Source organism: Pseudooceanicola endophyticus, assembly GCF_018760365.1.
GTDB classification, from domain to species: Bacteria; Pseudomonadota; Alphaproteobacteria; order Rhodobacterales; family Rhodobacteraceae; genus Pseudooceanicola; species Pseudooceanicola endophyticus.
Map to the genome: position 1 here is coordinate 112,161 of NZ_JAHIAB010000004.1, position 15,899 is coordinate 128,059.

Annotated in this window: 15 protein-coding genes; 8 read left to right on the forward strand and 7 right to left on the reverse strand. The window is 66.0% G+C overall.

The window, feature by feature from the left end; genetic code table 11:
• Positions 1-9: 9 nt before the first annotated feature.
• Both KM176_RS08855 and KM176_RS08860 read right to left on the reverse strand, forming a co-directional pair.
• A complete protein-coding gene (locus KM176_RS08855; RefSeq protein WP_160891146.1) occupies positions 10-921 on the reverse strand; it encodes a pseudouridine-5'-phosphate glycosidase in 912 nt (303 codons plus the stop codon).
• A gap of 6 nt (positions 922-927) precedes the next feature.
• Entirely contained in the window at positions 928-2,061 is a 1,134-nt protein-coding gene (locus KM176_RS08860; protein WP_160891145.1) for a carbohydrate kinase, read from the reverse strand.
• A 160-nt stretch (positions 2,062-2,221) separates the two neighbouring features.
• Here KM176_RS08860 and KM176_RS08865 point away from each other — a divergent pair, with 160 nt between their 5' ends.
• The 7 genes from KM176_RS08865 to serA all read left to right on the forward strand — a co-directional run bounded on the left by KM176_RS08865 (position 2,222) and on the right by serA (position 10,113).
• Entirely contained in the window at positions 2,222-3,166 is a 945-nt protein-coding gene (locus tag KM176_RS08865) for an isopenicillin N synthase family dioxygenase (RefSeq protein ID WP_202397675.1), read from the forward strand.
• Between the two features lie 141 nt (positions 3,167-3,307).
• Positions 3,308-4,345, forward strand: a complete 1,038-nt coding sequence (locus tag KM176_RS08870; protein WP_160891144.1) for an ABC transporter substrate-binding protein — start codon at positions 3,308-3,310, stop codon at positions 4,343-4,345.
• Between the two features lie 82 nt (positions 4,346-4,427).
• The gene (locus tag KM176_RS08875; RefSeq protein WP_160891143.1) at positions 4,428-5,480 is read left to right on the forward strand and encodes an ABC transporter ATP-binding protein; all 1,053 of its coding nucleotides are present in this window, start codon (positions 4,428-4,430) and stop codon (positions 5,478-5,480) included.
• A gap of 1 nt (position 5,481) precedes the next feature.
• Positions 5,482-6,324: an ABC transporter permease gene (locus tag KM176_RS08880; RefSeq protein WP_160891142.1), complete on the forward strand. Its 843-nt coding sequence runs from the start codon at positions 5,482-5,484 to the stop codon at positions 6,322-6,324.
• Positions 6,324-7,106 carry an ABC transporter permease gene (locus tag KM176_RS08885; RefSeq protein ID WP_160891141.1) on the forward strand — a complete coding sequence of 261 codons (783 nt, stop codon included), beginning with the start codon at positions 6,324-6,326 and terminating at the stop codon, positions 7,104-7,106. Before KM176_RS08880 ends, KM176_RS08885 begins: the two co-directional genes overlap by 1 nt.
• A gap of 184 nt (positions 7,107-7,290) precedes the next feature.
• Positions 7,291-8,445: a phosphoserine transaminase gene (locus KM176_RS08890; RefSeq protein WP_160891140.1), complete on the forward strand. Its 1,155-nt coding sequence runs from the start codon at positions 7,291-7,293 to the stop codon at positions 8,443-8,445.
• Positions 8,446-8,517: 72 nt separating this feature from the next.
• A complete protein-coding gene (gene serA, locus KM176_RS08895; RefSeq protein WP_160891139.1) occupies positions 8,518-10,113 on the forward strand; it encodes a phosphoglycerate dehydrogenase in 1,596 nt (531 codons plus the stop codon).
• Between the two features lie 59 nt (positions 10,114-10,172).
• Here serA and KM176_RS08900 read toward each other — a convergent pair whose 3' ends face one another.
• The gene (locus KM176_RS08900) at positions 10,173-10,544 is read right to left on the reverse strand and encodes a hypothetical protein (RefSeq protein ID WP_160891138.1); all 372 of its coding nucleotides are present in this window, start codon (positions 10,542-10,544) and stop codon (positions 10,173-10,175) included.
• Positions 10,545-10,802: 258 nt separating this feature from the next.
• Between KM176_RS08900 and KM176_RS08905 the strand changes: the two genes are divergently transcribed.
• The gene (locus KM176_RS08905; protein WP_160891137.1) at positions 10,803-11,558 is read left to right on the forward strand and encodes a metallophosphoesterase family protein; all 756 of its coding nucleotides are present in this window, start codon (positions 10,803-10,805) and stop codon (positions 11,556-11,558) included.
• Between the two features lie 141 nt (positions 11,559-11,699).
• On the opposite strand, the gene KM176_RS08910 is transcribed toward KM176_RS08905, so the two are convergent.
• The 4 genes from KM176_RS08910 to puuE are packed head-to-tail and all read right to left on the reverse strand — an operon-like array spanning position 11,700 to position 15,837.
• Positions 11,700-13,055 (reverse strand): uracil-xanthine permease family protein, encoded by a 1,356-nt coding sequence (locus KM176_RS08910; RefSeq protein WP_160891136.1) that lies wholly within the window; start codon positions 13,053-13,055, stop codon positions 11,700-11,702.
• Between the two features lie 54 nt (positions 13,056-13,109).
• Complete coding sequence (locus KM176_RS08915; RefSeq protein WP_160891135.1) at positions 13,110-13,598, reverse strand: ureidoglycolate lyase; 489 nt, start codon at positions 13,596-13,598, stop codon at positions 13,110-13,112.
• A complete protein-coding gene (locus KM176_RS08920) occupies positions 13,595-14,425 on the reverse strand; it encodes a bifunctional allantoicase/(S)-ureidoglycine aminohydrolase (RefSeq protein WP_160891134.1) in 831 nt (276 codons plus the stop codon). The genes KM176_RS08915 and KM176_RS08920 overlap by 4 nt, the downstream gene beginning before the upstream one ends.
• The gene (gene puuE / locus KM176_RS08925; protein ID WP_160891133.1) at positions 14,422-15,837 is read right to left on the reverse strand and encodes an allantoinase PuuE; all 1,416 of its coding nucleotides are present in this window, start codon (positions 15,835-15,837) and stop codon (positions 14,422-14,424) included. The genes KM176_RS08920 and puuE overlap by 4 nt, the downstream gene beginning before the upstream one ends.
• Positions 15,838-15,899: the final 62 nt, after the last annotated feature.

Genomic DNA, 15,899 nt, shown 5'->3' on the forward strand with positions numbered 1-15,899 from the left:
TTTCGGTCCTCAGGCGGCCAGCGCGACGGCGATGTCGGCGGCAAGGCGGGCGTTGTTCAGCACCAGCGCGATATTGGCCTTGAGGCTGCGCCCCTCGGAGGCCTGGTTGATCGCCGACAGCAGGAAGGGCGTCAGGGCCTTGCGGCCGATGCCCTTTTCGGCGGCTTCGGCGACGGCGGCGTCGATGATGCCGTCGATCTCGGTCGGGCTCAGCGCGTCGGCCTCGGGGACGGGGTTGGCGACCAGGATGCCGGTGCCGGCCTTGATCTCGGCATGGGCCTTGATCATCGCGGCGATGTCGGCGGCGGCGTCCAGGCGGTGATCGGCCATCATGCCGCTTTCACGGGCGAAGAAGGCGGGGAAGTGGTCGGTGCCGTAGGCGACAACCGGAACCCGCTGGGTTTCCAGCACTTCCAGGGTCTTCGGGATGTCCAGCAGGGATTTCACGCCGGCGCAGACCACGGCGACCTCGGTGCGGCCCAGTTCGGTCAGGTCGGCGGAGATGTCGAAGGTCTCTTCGGCGCCACGGTGCACGCCGCCGACGCCGCCGGTGGCGAAGACGCGGATGCCGGCCAGCTCGGCGATGCGCATGGTGCAGGAAACGGTCGTGCCGGCCCACTGCTTCTTGACCATGGCCACGGCGAGGTCACGGGAGGAGGCCTTCACCACGTCCTTGGCCTGGGCCAGGATGTCCAGCTCTTCGCCGGTCAGGCCCACCTTGATGCGGCCCTCGATGACGGCGATGGTCGCGGGGGTCGCGCCCTTGGCGCGGATCTCGCCCTCGACGGCCTTCGCGGTCTCCAGGTTGGCGGGATAGGGCATCCCGTGGGTGATGATGGTCGACTCCAGCGCGACGATGGCGGTGCCGGCCTTCAGGGCGGCATCGACTTCGGGCGAGAGTTCGAGGAGGAGGGCGGTCATGCAGGTTTACTCCGCTGCTGGGTGCAGCTCTGCCGGGGAAAGGCGGTGCTGGCTGGTTTCGAGAAGCTGCGCGCTGAGGTCGGCGCGCACGGTCGTTGCGGTTTCCACGGTCAGCGCGGCCAAAAGGCTGCCGGTGCGGGCGGCTTCGGCCAGGGGGGCGCCGCCCATCAGGGCGTGGAGGGTTCCGGCGATCATGCCATCGCCCGCGCCGGTCACCTCGACCGGGTGGGAGGGCACGGCGGGGATGAAGGCGCGGGTCTCGTCTTCGGAGACGGCCATGCCGCGCACGCCGACGCTGATCACGCAGCCGCCCGCGCCCCGGGCACGCAGCGCGTCGCATGCCGCCAGCGCGCCCTCGCGGGTGTTGGGCAGGGCGGTGCCGAGGTAGCCGTTGGCCTCGTCCACGTTCATGAAAAGCAGGTCGATGCCGGACAGGTCCTGCGGCAGCTTGCGTGCCTTGTGGGTCGAGACCGGGTCGATCGCCAGGCGGAAGCGGCTGGCCTTACGGCGTTCGATCAGGGCCAGGATCGTCTCCAGCGGCGGGTTGCAGTCCGAGAACACCATCGAGGCGCTGGCGATGTGCGACCAGGCGCGGTCGAGCCGTTCGGGCCCCAGCTCCTCGAAGATCTCCATGTCGGCGATTCCCAGCTCCAGTTCGCCCTCGGGCGAGAGAATCGCACAATATTCCGCCGTCGAGCGCCGGTTGGAGGTGCCGACCTGGCTCACGTCGACGCCGCGGTCGCGCAGGTGGCCCAGCAGGTGGCGGCCGGTCTCGTCCTCTCCGACGACGGAGAGGAAGCTGGTGGAATGGCCCAGCAGGGCGAGGTTTTCGACCACGTTGCGGGCGACGCCGCCGAAGGAATGAAAGCCCTCGACCGGGTTCGAGGTGCCGCGCTGAAGCCCCTGTTTTGCCCGGTATTTCCGGTCCAGGACACCGCCGCCCACGCAGACCACCCGCTTGGCCGCCGGCAGCACGTAGCCGCGGCCCAGGATGTAGCCCTTGCGCGTCAGCGACACGATATGCGCGGCGACGGTCGAACGGGCGATGCCCAGCTGATCGGCCGTTTCCTGCTGCCCTGCAAAGGGATTGTGCGTGATGTGCCTGAGGATTGCTGCCTCAAGCGGCGAAAGCTCGTCCATGCGGCGCCTTTCCTTTCCGGAGATGTGATTTTTCTAGACAACAACAGTTTTGCTCGTCAACAATTGTTTTGTATGGGGCCGCGGGACCGACCTCGGCTCTTGAAAACAAAGAACTTTACGAATTCCGCATGGGGCTTCCCCATGGCTGAGGGGGTGCGCTGTGGCGACTGACACAATCGACATGATCCCGGTGGTGGACATTTCCGCCTTCATTTCGGGCGGTACCGGTGCCGCTGACGTGGTCCGCCAGATCGAGGCCGCGGCGACCCAATCGGGCTTTTTCCTGGTCACCGGCCATGGTGTCGATCCGGCGGTGACCAAGCGCCTCTACGACCTGGCGCATGACTTCTTCGATGAACCGCAGGACTGGAAGGCGACCATCGGGCGCGGACGCGGCGTGACCGGCGGCATCGCCTTCGCACCGATGAAGGAAGAGGCGCTGGCGGGCACGCTGGGCATGAAGACCCCGGGCGATCTGAAGGAAAGCCTGAACTTCGGCCCGCTGCTGGCCGGCGACACCTGGCCCGACCGCCCCGAGGGGATCGAGGCCGCCTTCCGCGCCTATTTTGCCGAGATGGAGACACTGGCGAAGCACCTGCGCGCGATATTCTGCTCGGCCATCGGGCTGGCGCCCGACCATTTCGAACCCGCGTTCGAAAACCACCTCTCGGCGCTGCGGGTCATCAACTACCCCGAACAGCCCGAGGCCCCCGAGCCCGGCCAGCTGCGCGCGGGCGAACATACCGACTACGGCTTCATGACCATCCTGCGCTCCGAGGCTTCGGCGGGCGGGCTTCAGGTGCAGCGCCGCGACGGGGTCTGGCTGGACGCGCCCAATATCGAGGGCGCCTATGTGGTCAATATCGGCGATGCCTTCATGCGCTGGTCCAACGACGAATGGGTCAGCACCCCGCACCGCGTCGCCAACCCGCCCTCGGGCTTCAAGGGCACGGCGCGGCGCCAGTCGATCCCGTTCTTCCTGAACCCTTCGGCGGAAACCATGATCGAATGCCTGCCGCCCTTCGCTGGTGACGGCGCGAAATACGACCCCATCAGCTTTGCCGATTACATCGCGCTGAAGACCAGCCAGGCCTTCGGCGGCTGACCCCTGCGACCGGCCCGAAAGGGCCGGAGCCGCAGTCAAGATCAAGGGCGGCGCAGATCGCCCGTCCTGTCCCGCGCGGGGCAGGGAACCGGGGCCGCAACGACGGTCCGACCCAACGACCCGACCAACTTGGAGAACCAGATGACCATCACCAGACGGCAAGCCCTGGGCGCCATGGGGGCCATGGGCCTCGGCGCCATGCTGCCCCGCTACGCCTTTGCCCAGGATGCCGAAACCCTTGTCGTGCCGACCCTCGGCGGCGTTTGGGAACAGTTCTGGCGCGACAACATCGCCCCCGCCTTCGAGAAGAAGACCGGTGCCAAGGTCACGCTTGATGTCGGCAACGGCCGCGTCTTCGGTGCCAACCTGCGCGCCGCCGGTATCGAGAACCCGCCCTATTCCATCGTGATGACCAACGAGGTCTTCGCCCAGGGCCTGCGCAAGGAGGGCTATTTCGAAAAGCTCGATCTGGCGAAGATCCCGAACTACGCCGACCTCTACCCGATCGCCAAGACCGATGACGGCGCCGCGCTGGTCGCCTGCTATTCGCCCATCGGCATCGGCTACCGCTCTGACATTCTGGCGAAAAAGCCCACCGGCTGGCGCGATTTCTGGGACAACCCGGATGTGAAGGGCCAGATCGGCCTTTACAACTTCGCCAACTCCGCCGGGAAGATGGAGCTGCTGCTGTTCTCCAAGATCTTCGGCAAGGACCAGTACGACACCGACGCGGGCTTTGCCGCGCTGAAGAAGCTGGGCAGCACCATTCAGGTCGACATCAACCTGTCCACCGCGCTTGCCCAGGGCGAGATCGTCATCGCGCCCTTCGACTTTGCCGAGATCGCGCGCCTGAAGAAGCAGGGCCTGCCGGTGGATTACATCATCCCCGAAGAGGGCCTGATCGCCTTCGACCAGACGATGAACATCTGCGCCCATGCCCCCCACAAGGATCTGGCCTATGCCTACATCGATTTCCTGATCTCGCCCGAGATCCAGGAGATGATGATGAAGCAGTTCTACATCTCGCCGACCAACTCCAAGGTCGTGGTGCCGGACGACCTGAAGGAACAGGTCCCCGTGTCGGGCAAGGAGATGGACAAGATCCTGCAATGGGACTGGGCCTTCGTGAACGAGAACCAGGACAAGCTCTCCGAGCAATGGGCCAAGGAAGTGGGCTGAGGCCCGTTCCGGCACCGACCGGGGTCGCGTTCCGCGCGGCCCCGTTTTGCACTTCTGAACGTACCCCAAGGCAGGCAAGCAGATGACCGAAGTTAGGTTGGACGGGCTGACCAAGATCTATTCAGGCCACAAACCGGCGGTAGATGCGATTTCACTGACGATCCCTTCAGGGCAGTTCGTCTCGCTTCTCGGGCCTTCGGGCTGCGGCAAGACCACGACACTGAAGATGCTGGCCGGCTTCGAGGATGTCTCGAGCGGCGCGATCACCTTCGATGGTCAGGACGTGGTGCGCGTGCCCGCCGAGGACCGCGACATCGGCATGGTGTTCCAGAACTATGCGCTGTTCCCGCACATGACGGTGTTCCAGAACCTCGCCTTCGGGCTGGAGATGCGCAAGATCGGCAAGGCCGAGATCAAGCGCCGCGTCCAGGCCACGCTGGAGATGGTGCAGCTGGATCACCTGGCAGACCGTTACCCGGCGCAGCTTTCGGGCGGCCAGCAGCAGCGCGTCGCCATCGGCCGCGCCCTGGTGATCGAGCCCCGCATCCTGCTGCTGGACGAACCGCTTGCCAACCTCGACGCCAAGCTGCGCGAGGAGATGCGGGTCTTCATCCGCGCCCTGCAAAAGCGCGTCGGCATCACCACGGTCTATGTCACCCATGATCAGGCCGAGGCGATGACCATGTCCGATCTGGTGGTGGTGATGTTCGATGGCACCATCGCCCAGGCCGGCGCCCCGAGCGAGATCTACGAACAGCCCCGTTCCGCCACCGTGGCGGGCTTCGTCGGTCAGGTGAACCTGATCCCCGCCGTGGTCGAAGCGCATCGCCCCGATCACGTCGACACGCCGTTCGGAGAGATCCCGCTGCCCTTCCCGGCGCAGCCCGGTGCAAAGGTCACGCTGGTCCTGCGCCCCGAGGCGGTGGACCTGCATCGCGCCGATGCCGGGCAGGGCGTGCCCGCCAAGGTGATCAGCCTGCAATATTCCGGCGCCATCGTGGATTACGTTCTGGAGTTCGCCGACGGCACCCGCATGGACGTCAAGACCATCCCGCGCCATCGCGTCATGGTCGGGGACGAGGTGCGCCTGTCGGTCGACCCGTCGCGGTTCTGGATGCTGGACGGGGAGGGCTGAGATGCGCCAGCGCACCGCCATCCTTCTTCTGCTGCCGGCGGCGATCCTGCTGACGGTCTTCCTGGCCGTGCCCTATGTCACGGTCATCACCTCGGCCTTCCGCACGCCGGGCGAGGGCACCCCCTTCGGTGAGGGTTACACCCTTGGCAACTTCGGGCGCATCTTCTCGCAGTGGTACTACATCGGCCAGGCGCTGAACACGATGCTGATCGGGGCGATCACCACGCTGGTGACGCTGCTGATCGCGCTGCCGGTGGCCTTCCAGCTGGCTCGGCCCAAGCTGTTCCTGCGGGGGCTGGCCTATGGCATCGTGCTCTCGCCGCTGCTGGTGGGCATCGTCATCCGCAGCTACGGCTGGACGATCCTGCTGGGCAACAACGGCGTCATCAACCGGACCCTGCGGGACTGGGGGCTGATCGACCACCCGCTGCCGCTGATGTACAACACGCTGGGCATCATCATCGCGCTGACCCATGTCTTCCTGCCCTTCATGATCCTGCCCATCATGAGCGCGGTGCAGGGCATCGACCCTTCGGTGCCCGCCGCGGCGCGCTCGCTTGGCGCCAAGCGCTTCACGGTGATCCGCCGGGTGCTGCTGCCGCTGGCGATGCCCGGCATCCAGTCCGGCTGCATTCTGGTCTTCGTGCTCTCGCTGTCGTCCTACGTGACGCCCGCCCTGATCGGCGGCTTCCGGGTCAAGACCACCGCCGTCACCGTGGTCGATGCCATGCTCGACACCTTCCAGTGGCCCTTCGGCGCGGCCCTTGCCCTGACCCTTGCGGTGGTCGGCGGCGGCACCGTGCTGATCTTCGCCCGCCTCACCCGGATCAAGTGGAAAACCTGATGTCGCGCTGGACTCTCAATATCTTCTGCCTGCTGGTCTACATCTTCCTGATGGCGCCGATCATCGTCGTCATCGGGGCCTCGCTGAACGCGGGGGCCTTCCTGACCTTCCCGCCGCAGGGCCTGTCGCTGCGCTGGTACGTGACCTTCTTCCACAACGACGTGTTCCTGCGCGCCATCGGCACCTCGCTCTGGGTGGCGGCGATCGCCACCTTCTTCTCGGTGATCATCGGCACCATGGCGGCGCTCTACTACGTGCATTTCGCCGGCAAGCGGAAGGAATGGCTGCGCGTCGCGCTGATCTCTCCGCTGCTGCTGCCCGAGATCCTGACGGCGGTGGCGCTGCTGTTCTTCCTCTACGGGGTGGGAATCGGCACCAAGACCATGTTCGGGATGCTGGTCGGCCACGTGCTGATGACGCTGCCCTTCGTCTTCATGAACGTCTCGGCCAGCCTTGAAAGCTACGATACCGACTGGACCATGGCCGCGCGTTCGCTGGGGGCGAAACCCTGGGTGCGCTTCCGCCGCATCGTGTTGCCGCTGATCAAGCCCGGCCTGATCGGGGGCACGCTGTTCTCCTTCGTGATCTCCTTCGACATCTACACGATCTCGCTGCTGCTCAAGAGCATCGGCACCGCGACGCTGCCGATCCAGCTCTTTGATTACCTCAAGACCAACTACACGCCGGAAGCGGCAGCGGTCTCCTCGGTGTCGATTCTGGCGACCCTGGCGGTGGTGATCTTCGTCGAGAAGGTCGTGGGCCTGAAGGTCCACAAGTTCTGATCCCGCAGACTGTACCCCGGGGCCGTTTTCATCAGGAAAAACAGCGGCACCGGGGCGCAGTGCCCAAAAGCGGCACTTCGCGCGCGGGATGCGAAATTCCTTGCGCGCCCCGGGGGAACCCTCTATAGCCAGCGACGGGACACCCTTCCCCAACGAAGGGCGTATATCTGTAAGGATACCAGAAATGGCTATCGAAGCTCCGGCCACGCGTCCGGCAAATCCGCGTTTCTCCTCTGGCCCCTGTGCCAAGATCCCCTCCTACACGCTCGACATGCTTGCTGACGCCCCGCTGGGCCGCAGTCACCGTGCCGCCATCGGCAAGGAAAAGCTGAAAGCCGCGATCGAAGAGACGCGCGAGATTCTGGGCGTGCCCGCCGACTACAAGATCGGCATCGTTCCCGCTTCCGACACCGGCGCCGTCGAAATGGCGATGTGGTCGCTGCTGGGCGCCCGCAAGGCCACCATGCTGGCCTGGGAATCCTTCGGCGCAGGCTGGGTCACCGATGTCGTCAAGCAGCTGAAGCTGGATGCCGAGGTCAAGACCGCCGACTACGGTCAGATCGTCGACCTGGCGACCGTCGATTTCAACACCGATGTCGTCTTCACCTGGAACGGCACCACCTCGGGCGTGCGCGTGCCGAACGGTGACGCGATCCCCGCCGACCGCGAAGGCCTGACCATCTGCGATGCGACCTCGGCCGCCTTCGCGCAGGACCTGCCCTGGGACAAGCTCGATGTCGTGACCTTCTCCTGGCAGAAGGTGATGGGCGGCGAAGCAGCCCACGGCATGCTGATCCTGTCCCCGCGCGCCGTCGCGCGTCTGGAAAGCTACACCCCCGCATGGCCGATGCCGAAGATCTTCCGCATGACCAAGGGTGGCAAGCTGAACGAAGGCATCTTCAAGGGCGAAACCATCAACACCCCCTCCATGCTGGCGGTCGAGGATTACCTCGTGGCCCTCGCATGGGGTCGTGAGGTGGGCGGCTTCGCAGGTCTGAAGGCCCGCGCCGACGCCAATGCCAAGACCATCTGGGACTTCTGCGAAGCCCGGGACTGGATCGCGAACCTGGCCGAAGATGAGGCCACCCGTTCGAACACCTCGGTCTGCCTGAAGTTCACCGACGATCGCATCAAGGACGGCGCCGCCTTCGCCAAGGCCGTCGCCAAGCGGCTGGAAAAAGAGGGCGTTGCCCTCGACGTGGGGGCCTATCGTGACGCCCCCGCCGGCCTGCGCATCTGGTGCGGTGCCACGGTCGAGCAGGCCGACATTGCCGCCCTGCTGCCCTGGATCGAATACGCCTTCGAGGCCGAGATCGCCGCACAGACCGAAGCGGCCTGATCCCTACATCCTGACGTGAAAGGGGCGCCCCCGGGCGCCCCACAGGACCCTTATATCCAAGGAGCCCCAGACATGGCGCCCAAAGTCCTCATTTCCGACAAGCTGTCCGCCGCTGCCGTCCAGATCTTCAAGGATCGCGGCATCGAGGTCGACTTCCAGCCCGACCTTGGCAAGGACAAGGACAAGCTGGCCGAAGTCATCGGCAACTACGATGGCCTGGCCATCCGTTCGGCCACCAAGGTGACCGAGGCGATCCTTGAAAAGGCCACCAACCTCAAGGTCATCGGCCGCGCCGGCATCGGTGTCGACAACGTCGACAAGGAAGCCGCCTCCAAGAAGGGCGTGATCGTCATGAACACGCCGTTCGGCAACATGATCACGACCGCCGAACATGCGATCGCGATGATGTTCGCCGTCGCCCGCCAGATCCCCGAGGCCTCTGCCTCTACCCACGCCGGCAAGTGGGAAAAGTCCAAGTTCATGGGCGTTGAGCTGACCGGCAAGACCCTGGGCGTGATCGGCGCCGGCAACATCGGCGGCATCGTGTGCAACCGCGCGCAGGGCCTGAAGATGAAGGTCGTGGCCTACGACCCGTTCCTGGGCGAGGAAAAGGCCAAGAAGATGGGCGTCGAGAAGGTCGAGCTGGAAGAGCTGCTGACCCGCGCCGACTTCATCACCCTGCACGTGCCGCTGACCGAGCAGACCAAGAACATCCTGTCGGCCGAGAATCTGGCCAAGACCAAGAAGGGCGTGCGCATCATTAACTGTGCCCGCGGTGGTCTGGTCGATGAAGCGGCCCTGGCCGAGCTGCTGAAATCCGGCCATGTCGCGGGCGCCGCCTTCGACGTGTTCTCGGAAGAGCCCGCCAAGGAAAACCCGCTGTTCAACCTGCCGAACGTGGTCTGCACCCCGCACCTGGGCGCCGCCACCACCGAGGCACAGGAAAACGTCGCCCTCCAGGTTGCCGAGCAGATGTCGAACTACCTGCTGGACGGCGCCGTCGAGAACGCGCTGAACATGCCCTCGATGTCCGCCGAGGAAGCCAAGGTCATGGGGCCCTGGGTCTCTCTGGCCGGCCATATCGGCAACTTCATCGGCCAGCTGACCGACGAGCCGATCAACGCGATCAACATCCTCTACGATGGCACCGCCTCGGGGATGAACCTGGCCGCGCTGAACTGCTCGGTGATCGCCGGCATCCTGAAGAAGGCCAACCCGGACGTGAACCTGGTTTCGGCGCCGGTCGTCGCCAAGGAACGCGGCATCCAGATCTCGACCACCAGCCAGGAGAAATCCGGCACCTTCGACGGCTACATCAAGGTGACGATCTCCACGCCCGAGCGTGAACGCTCCTGCGCCGGCACGGTGTTCTCGGATGGCAAGCCGCGCTTCATCCAGATCAAGGGCATCAACATCGACGCCGAAGTGGGCGAGCACATGCTCTACACCACCAACAACGACGTGCCGGGCATCATCGGCACGCTGGGGGGCGTGCTGGGCAAGCATGGCATGAACATTGCCAACTTCACCCTGGGCCGCGCCGGTGCCGGTGGTCAGGCGATCGCCATCGCCTACCTGGACGAGAAGGCCAATGCCGAAGCCATGGCCGAGCTGCGTGATTCGGGTCTGTTCGAGCAGATCCGCCCGCTGGAATTCACCCTGGCCTGAGGCCCGGTGACTTTGCCGTGACACCGACGGGCCGCCCCTCGGGGCGGCCCGTTCCCAATTCAGCGGGCCCGGCCCCTGGTGAAGACCACGATCACGAAGACCAGCATCGACAGGATGCTCAGCACCGAGCCGATCTTGGCCAGGGCCTCGCCCTGCTGGCCGATGGCCAGGTAGATGCCCGGCACGATGGTGATGACGCCCAGCAGCGCCAGCCCCAGGTGGATCTTGGCCAGCAGCCCCTCGGCGGCCTGCGGGACCAGATGGTAGAACAGGCCGAACAGCGCCAGCGTGACCCAGCCCAGCAGGTTCAGGTGGGCATGGGCCGGGGCCATCGTGTGATCCCCCGAGGCCGACATGTGGATGCCCCAGCCCATACCCAGCAGGGCACAGATCGTGGCGGTGGCGAAAAAGACGAACGCGATGCCTTTCATGGCTTCCCTCCCATGGTTGCGGCGCGTACTCGTTCCGGTGGTGCACGCCCTGATGCCATATTACGTCAGGTCGAAACATTGACCATGTGGAATGTCATGCCGGCTGTCGCCCCGTGCCCGCGCCCGTGAAGGCCCCGTGATCCAGCTGTCATCCTCCCGTCACGGGGCGGGGGCAAAGCGGCAGGGACGGGTTCGCCGCACCGGCTCTGGCCTTCCGGCGCCGGGCGTGGTGATCTCTCGGCAACGCAGGAGGCACCCATGACGATCTATGCAATCGGTGACATTCACGGCCAGCTCGGCATGTTGGAGGCGGCGCTGGCGCGGGTCGCGGCCGATGGTGCCGGCCCCGGGGACGAGGTGATCTTCCTGGGCGACCTGGTCGATCGCGGCCCGCAGTCCCGCGCCGTGCTGGATCTGCTGATCGCGGGGCGTGCGGCGGGGCGCAACTGGACGATCCTGCGCGGCAACCACGATGAGATGTTCCGCGCCGCCCTCGACGAGGGGCAGCTGCACCACCCTGCGATCAAGAGCGGCCGCAGCTGGTTCGACCCGGCGCTCGGCGGTCCGGAAACCCTGAAAAGCTACGGCGTCGACATGTCCGAGGGCCGCAGCATCGCAGAGATTCTGGCCGAGGCCCGCGCCCGCGTGCCCGAGAGCCACCGCACTTTCCTGCGCGCCACCCCGCTCTGGGCCGAACGCGCCGACGTGCTCTTCGTCCATGCCGGGCTGCGCCCCGGCGTCGCGCTGAGCGATCAGGTGATCGCCGACCTGACCTGGATCCGGGAGCCCTTCTATGCCGTCACCGAGCCCTTCCCCTGGCTGATCGTGCACGGCCATACCGTCGTCGATGTCCCCAGCCATTTCGGCAACCGCATCGACCTCGACACCGGCGCCGGCGCCCGCCCGGCGCCGCGCCACCTGACGGTCGCCGCCTTCGAGGGCCGCGACTGCTTCATCCTGACCGACCAGGGCCGCCAGCCCCTGCTGCCCGACCGGGCGCACGAACGGGCGTGACCGGCCTCCCTGTCATCTGGCCCTAAATATCCCCGCCGGAGGCAAAAGGCGCGGCCGAAGCCGCGCCTTTTCCATTTCGCCTTCGGCGAGCATATTTGGGGAAAGATGAAAGACCTTTCTCCGGTCCCTCATCCCTGTCCCTCAGTCCAGGTCTTCCGGCAGCAACAGGTTCAGGATCACCGACAGTGCGGCGGCGGGCAGCAGGCCCGAGGTCAGCAGGATCTTCGCCATCGAGGGCAGGTGCTGCAGCGCCGCGGGTTCCAGCTGCAGGCCAAAGCCCATCGATAGCGAAACCGCGAAGATCACCATGTTGCGGCGGTTCCAGGTGACCTCGGAGAGCATGTTGATCCCCGCCGAGGCGACCATGCCGAACATCACGATCACCGCGCCGCCCAGCACATTGGTGGGTACGGTGGCGACGATGGCGCCGAATTTCGGCACCAGGCCGCAGATGATCAGGAAGATCGCGCCGATGGTCACCACGTGACGGCTCATCACGCCGGTCATCGACACCAGGCCGACGTTCTGGCTGAACGAGGTGTTGGGCAGCCCGCCGAAGACCCCGGCGATGGCGGTGCCAAGGCCATCGGCAAAGGTGGCGCCGGCGATCTCGCGGTCGGTGGCCTCGCGGCCCGCGCCGCCCTTGGTGATCCCCGAGGTGTCGCCCACCGTCTCGATCGCCGAGACCACGGCCATGAAGCACATGCCGACGATGATCGCCGGATCGAAGGCGATCCCCCATTTGAACGGCATCGGCAGGTCGAAGTAGCTGGCCCGGCCGACATTGGCAAAGCTGACCTGGCCCATCAGCAGCGCCACCACGTAGCCCGCGATCAGCCCGATCAGCACCGAGGAGACCGAGACCATGCCCTTGCCGAAGAACGACAGCGCCAGGGCCACGATGACCACCGTCAGCGCCGGCACCCACATGGCAAGCGAGCCGAACTCGGGCTTGCCGATCAGCGGCACGCCACCGGCGGCATACTGGATGCCGGTCTTCAGCAGCGCCAGGCCGATCATCAGCACGATGAGGCCGGTGACCAGCGGCGGCAGGGCATTGCGGATGCGGCGAATGATGAAGCCCAGGCAGAAGTGGAAGCAGCCGCCAAGCGCGATGCCGGTCATCAGGGCGGCCATCCCCTCGGGGCCCTTGCCGGCCACGGCCGGGATCATCACCGGCAGGAAGGCGAAGGAGGTGCCCTGCACGATGGGCAGCTTGGCCCCCACCGGGCCGAAGGTGATGGTCTGGAAGAGCGTCGCGATCCCGGCGAAGAGCATCGCCATCTGGATCATGTAGGTCATGTCCGGGAAGCCGAGCGCCCCCTGGTCGGAGCCATAGCCGAAGCCTGCGGCTCCGGCGATGATGATGGAGGGCGTGATGTTGGATGCGAACATCGCCAGCACATGCTGGATTCCCAGCGGAACCGCATCGGCGATGGGCGGCATGTAGTCGGGATCACGCAGCTGTTCGTGCGTTCCCAGTCGGGCGTGCGCCATGTTTCTGTTCCCCGGTCTTGTTTCTGAACGCGCCCCTCGTTCACGGGGGCGTGTTCAGAGCGTGACGGAAAACGGAACAGGCAGGAAGTGCTCTTCCAGATTCGGGGTGCTTCCGATGCGGTCCACAACGGCAAAAAGTCCCGGAGCTGCCAAGGGGGTAAGCACCCCGTGCCAGGTATTGCGCAGGAAGTTCACACCCTGGCCGGGCTGGCAGAGGAAGGCGCGCGGCGCGCCGGGCACGCCGCCCTCATCCGGCGCCACGATCACCATCCAGGGGGCCTCGGACATCGGCAGGAACGCCTGGGAGCCCTCGGGGTGGCGTTCCAGCAGGTCGCATTCGTAGGGAAGGTCGCGCGGGACGGCCCTGAAGACCGAGATGCCGGCCTGTCCGCCGGGGCCGAAATCCATCCGGGCGCGGTCGTGGTAGCGTTCGCACATGCCGGCATTGATCAGCTTGTCGTAGCTTTCCGTCACCTCCAGCACGTCGCCGAAGGGGGCGAAGGCCTCGGCGGTCAGAGGCTCGGCGCGGATCGTCAGGCTCATGCCAGCACCAGGCTGGGGTGGCGGTTCACGTCCTTGTAGAGCAGGTAGCGGAAGGGCTCATCGCCGATCTGTTCGCAGGCCTGGGGGCAGAAGGCGCGCAGCCACATGAAATCGCCCGGGCCGACCTCGACCCAGTCGGTGTTCAGCAGGTAGCGGGCCCGGCCTTCCAGAACATAGAGGCCGTGCTCCATGATATGCGTCTCGGCGAAGGGGATGCGGCCGCCCTTGCCGAAGGTGACGATGTTCACATGCATGTCGTGGCGCAGGTCCGACGGATCGACGAAGCGGGTCGTGGCCCAGCTGCCGTTGGTGTCGGGCATGGCGTTCGGGGTGACGGCATCGTCATGGCTGACGAAGGCCTCGGGCGCGGGAATGCCGGGGGCGGGTTCGTAGCGCTTGCGGACCCAGTGGAAGGTCGTGGTCGCCTCGGTCGCGTTGGTGACGGACCAGCGCGCGCCCGGCGGCAGGAAGGCATAGCCGCCCGGGGTCAGGGCGTGCTCCGTGCCCTCAAGCGTCAGCGTCAGCGTGCCGTCGACCACGAAAAGGACGCCCTCCGCCCCGGCGTCGGGTTCGGGGGTGGCGGCACCGCCGCCGGGCGCCACCTCGACGATGAGCTGCGCGAAGGTTTCGGCAAAGCCCGAGAGGGGGCGGGCGATGATCCAGGCGCGGGTTTTCTCCCAGCCGGGCAGGAAAGAGGTCACGATGTCGGACATGGTGGCCGCCGGGATCACCGCATAGGCGGTGGTGAAGCGGGCCGGGTCGTAATGGCGTTCGTGCTGCGCGGGCAGGCCGCCGCGGGGCGTGTAGTAGCTGCGGGTTTCGGTCACGGCAGCAGGTCCTTCAGTCGGTGATAGGCGATGCGCTCTACCTGCTGGCAGGCGGCCTTGAATTCGGTGTCGCGGTCATGGGCAAGGCGCGTCTTCATCGCCTCCATGATCGAGGCCTTGGTATTCTCCTTCACGGCGATGATGAAGGGGAAACCGAACTTTTCCGTGTAGCGGGCATTGTGGCCCTCGAAGAAGGTACGCTCGGCATCGGTCAGCGCATCAAGGCCGGCGCTGGCCTGTTCGGCGGTGCTTTCGGCGGTCAGGCGTTTCGCGGCGGCCAGCTTGCCGGCCAGGTCGGGGTGCGCGGTCAGCACGCCCAGGCGTTCCTCGGGCGAGGCGCGGCGGAAGGCGCGGGCGAGGGCCGTCCAGACGCCGACGGCGCTGTCATGGGCGGGGCCCAGCTCCAGCTTCCAGGCGCGCTTGGCGATCCAGGGGGAGTGTTCGAAGATGCCGCCGAAGGTCTCCACGAAGGTCTTCTTGTCCATCTCGCTGGGGATCAGCGCGGGGGTCACGGGCGGATGCTCTGCCGCCCAGTGATCGGCGATGTCGATGCGGCGCGGGCACCATACGCCTTCGAACTGGGCGATGTAGTCGAGGAACTTCTGAAGCCCCGCCATCCGGCCCGGACGGCCCAGCAGCCGGCAGTGCATCCCGATCGAGAACATCTTCGGGCTGCCCGCCTCGCCCTCGGCATAGAGCACGTCGAAGGCGGCCTTGAGGTATTCGTAGAACTCGTCGGTGCCGCCGAAGGTGGCGGGCCCGGCAAAGCGCATGTCGTTGGTGTCCATCGTGTAGGGGATGACCAGGGTGCGGTGGCCCTCGAAGGTCCCCCAGTAGGGCAGGTCGTCGTCGATCGTGTCGGAGACCCATTTCATGCCCAGCTCGGCGGCCAGCTTGACCGTGTTCATCGAGCAGCGCCCGGTGTACCAGCCCTGGGGTTTCTCGCCGGTCAGCTCCTCGTGGAGGGTGATCGCCTCTTCCATCAGGGCGCGTTCCTCGGCCTCGGGCATGTCCTTGTGCTCGACCCATTTCTTGCCGTGGGAGGCGATTTCCCAACCGGCGTCCTGCATCGCCCAGACCTGTTCGGGGCTGCGCGCCAGGGCATCGGTGACGCCGTAGACCGTCAGGGGAATGTTGCGCGAGGTGAACAGACGGTGCAGCCGCCAGAAGCCGGCGCGGGCGCCGTATTCATAGACCGATTCCATGTTCCAGTGGCGCTTGCCCTCCCATGGGGTGGCGCCGATCACTTCGGAGAGGAAGGCTTCGGAGGCGGCATCGCCGTGCAGGATGTTGTTCTCTCCGCCCTCTTCGTAGTTCAGCACGAAGGAGATCGCGATCCTGGCATTGCCGGGCCACCGGGCGTCCGGAGGGGTCGGGCCGTAACCGATCATGTTGCGCGGGTAGCGGTTCATGTGCTTTGACTCCTCGTGAATTGGACCTCGGCATAGGAGGCCGGTCCAAACGCGGTTTCAAG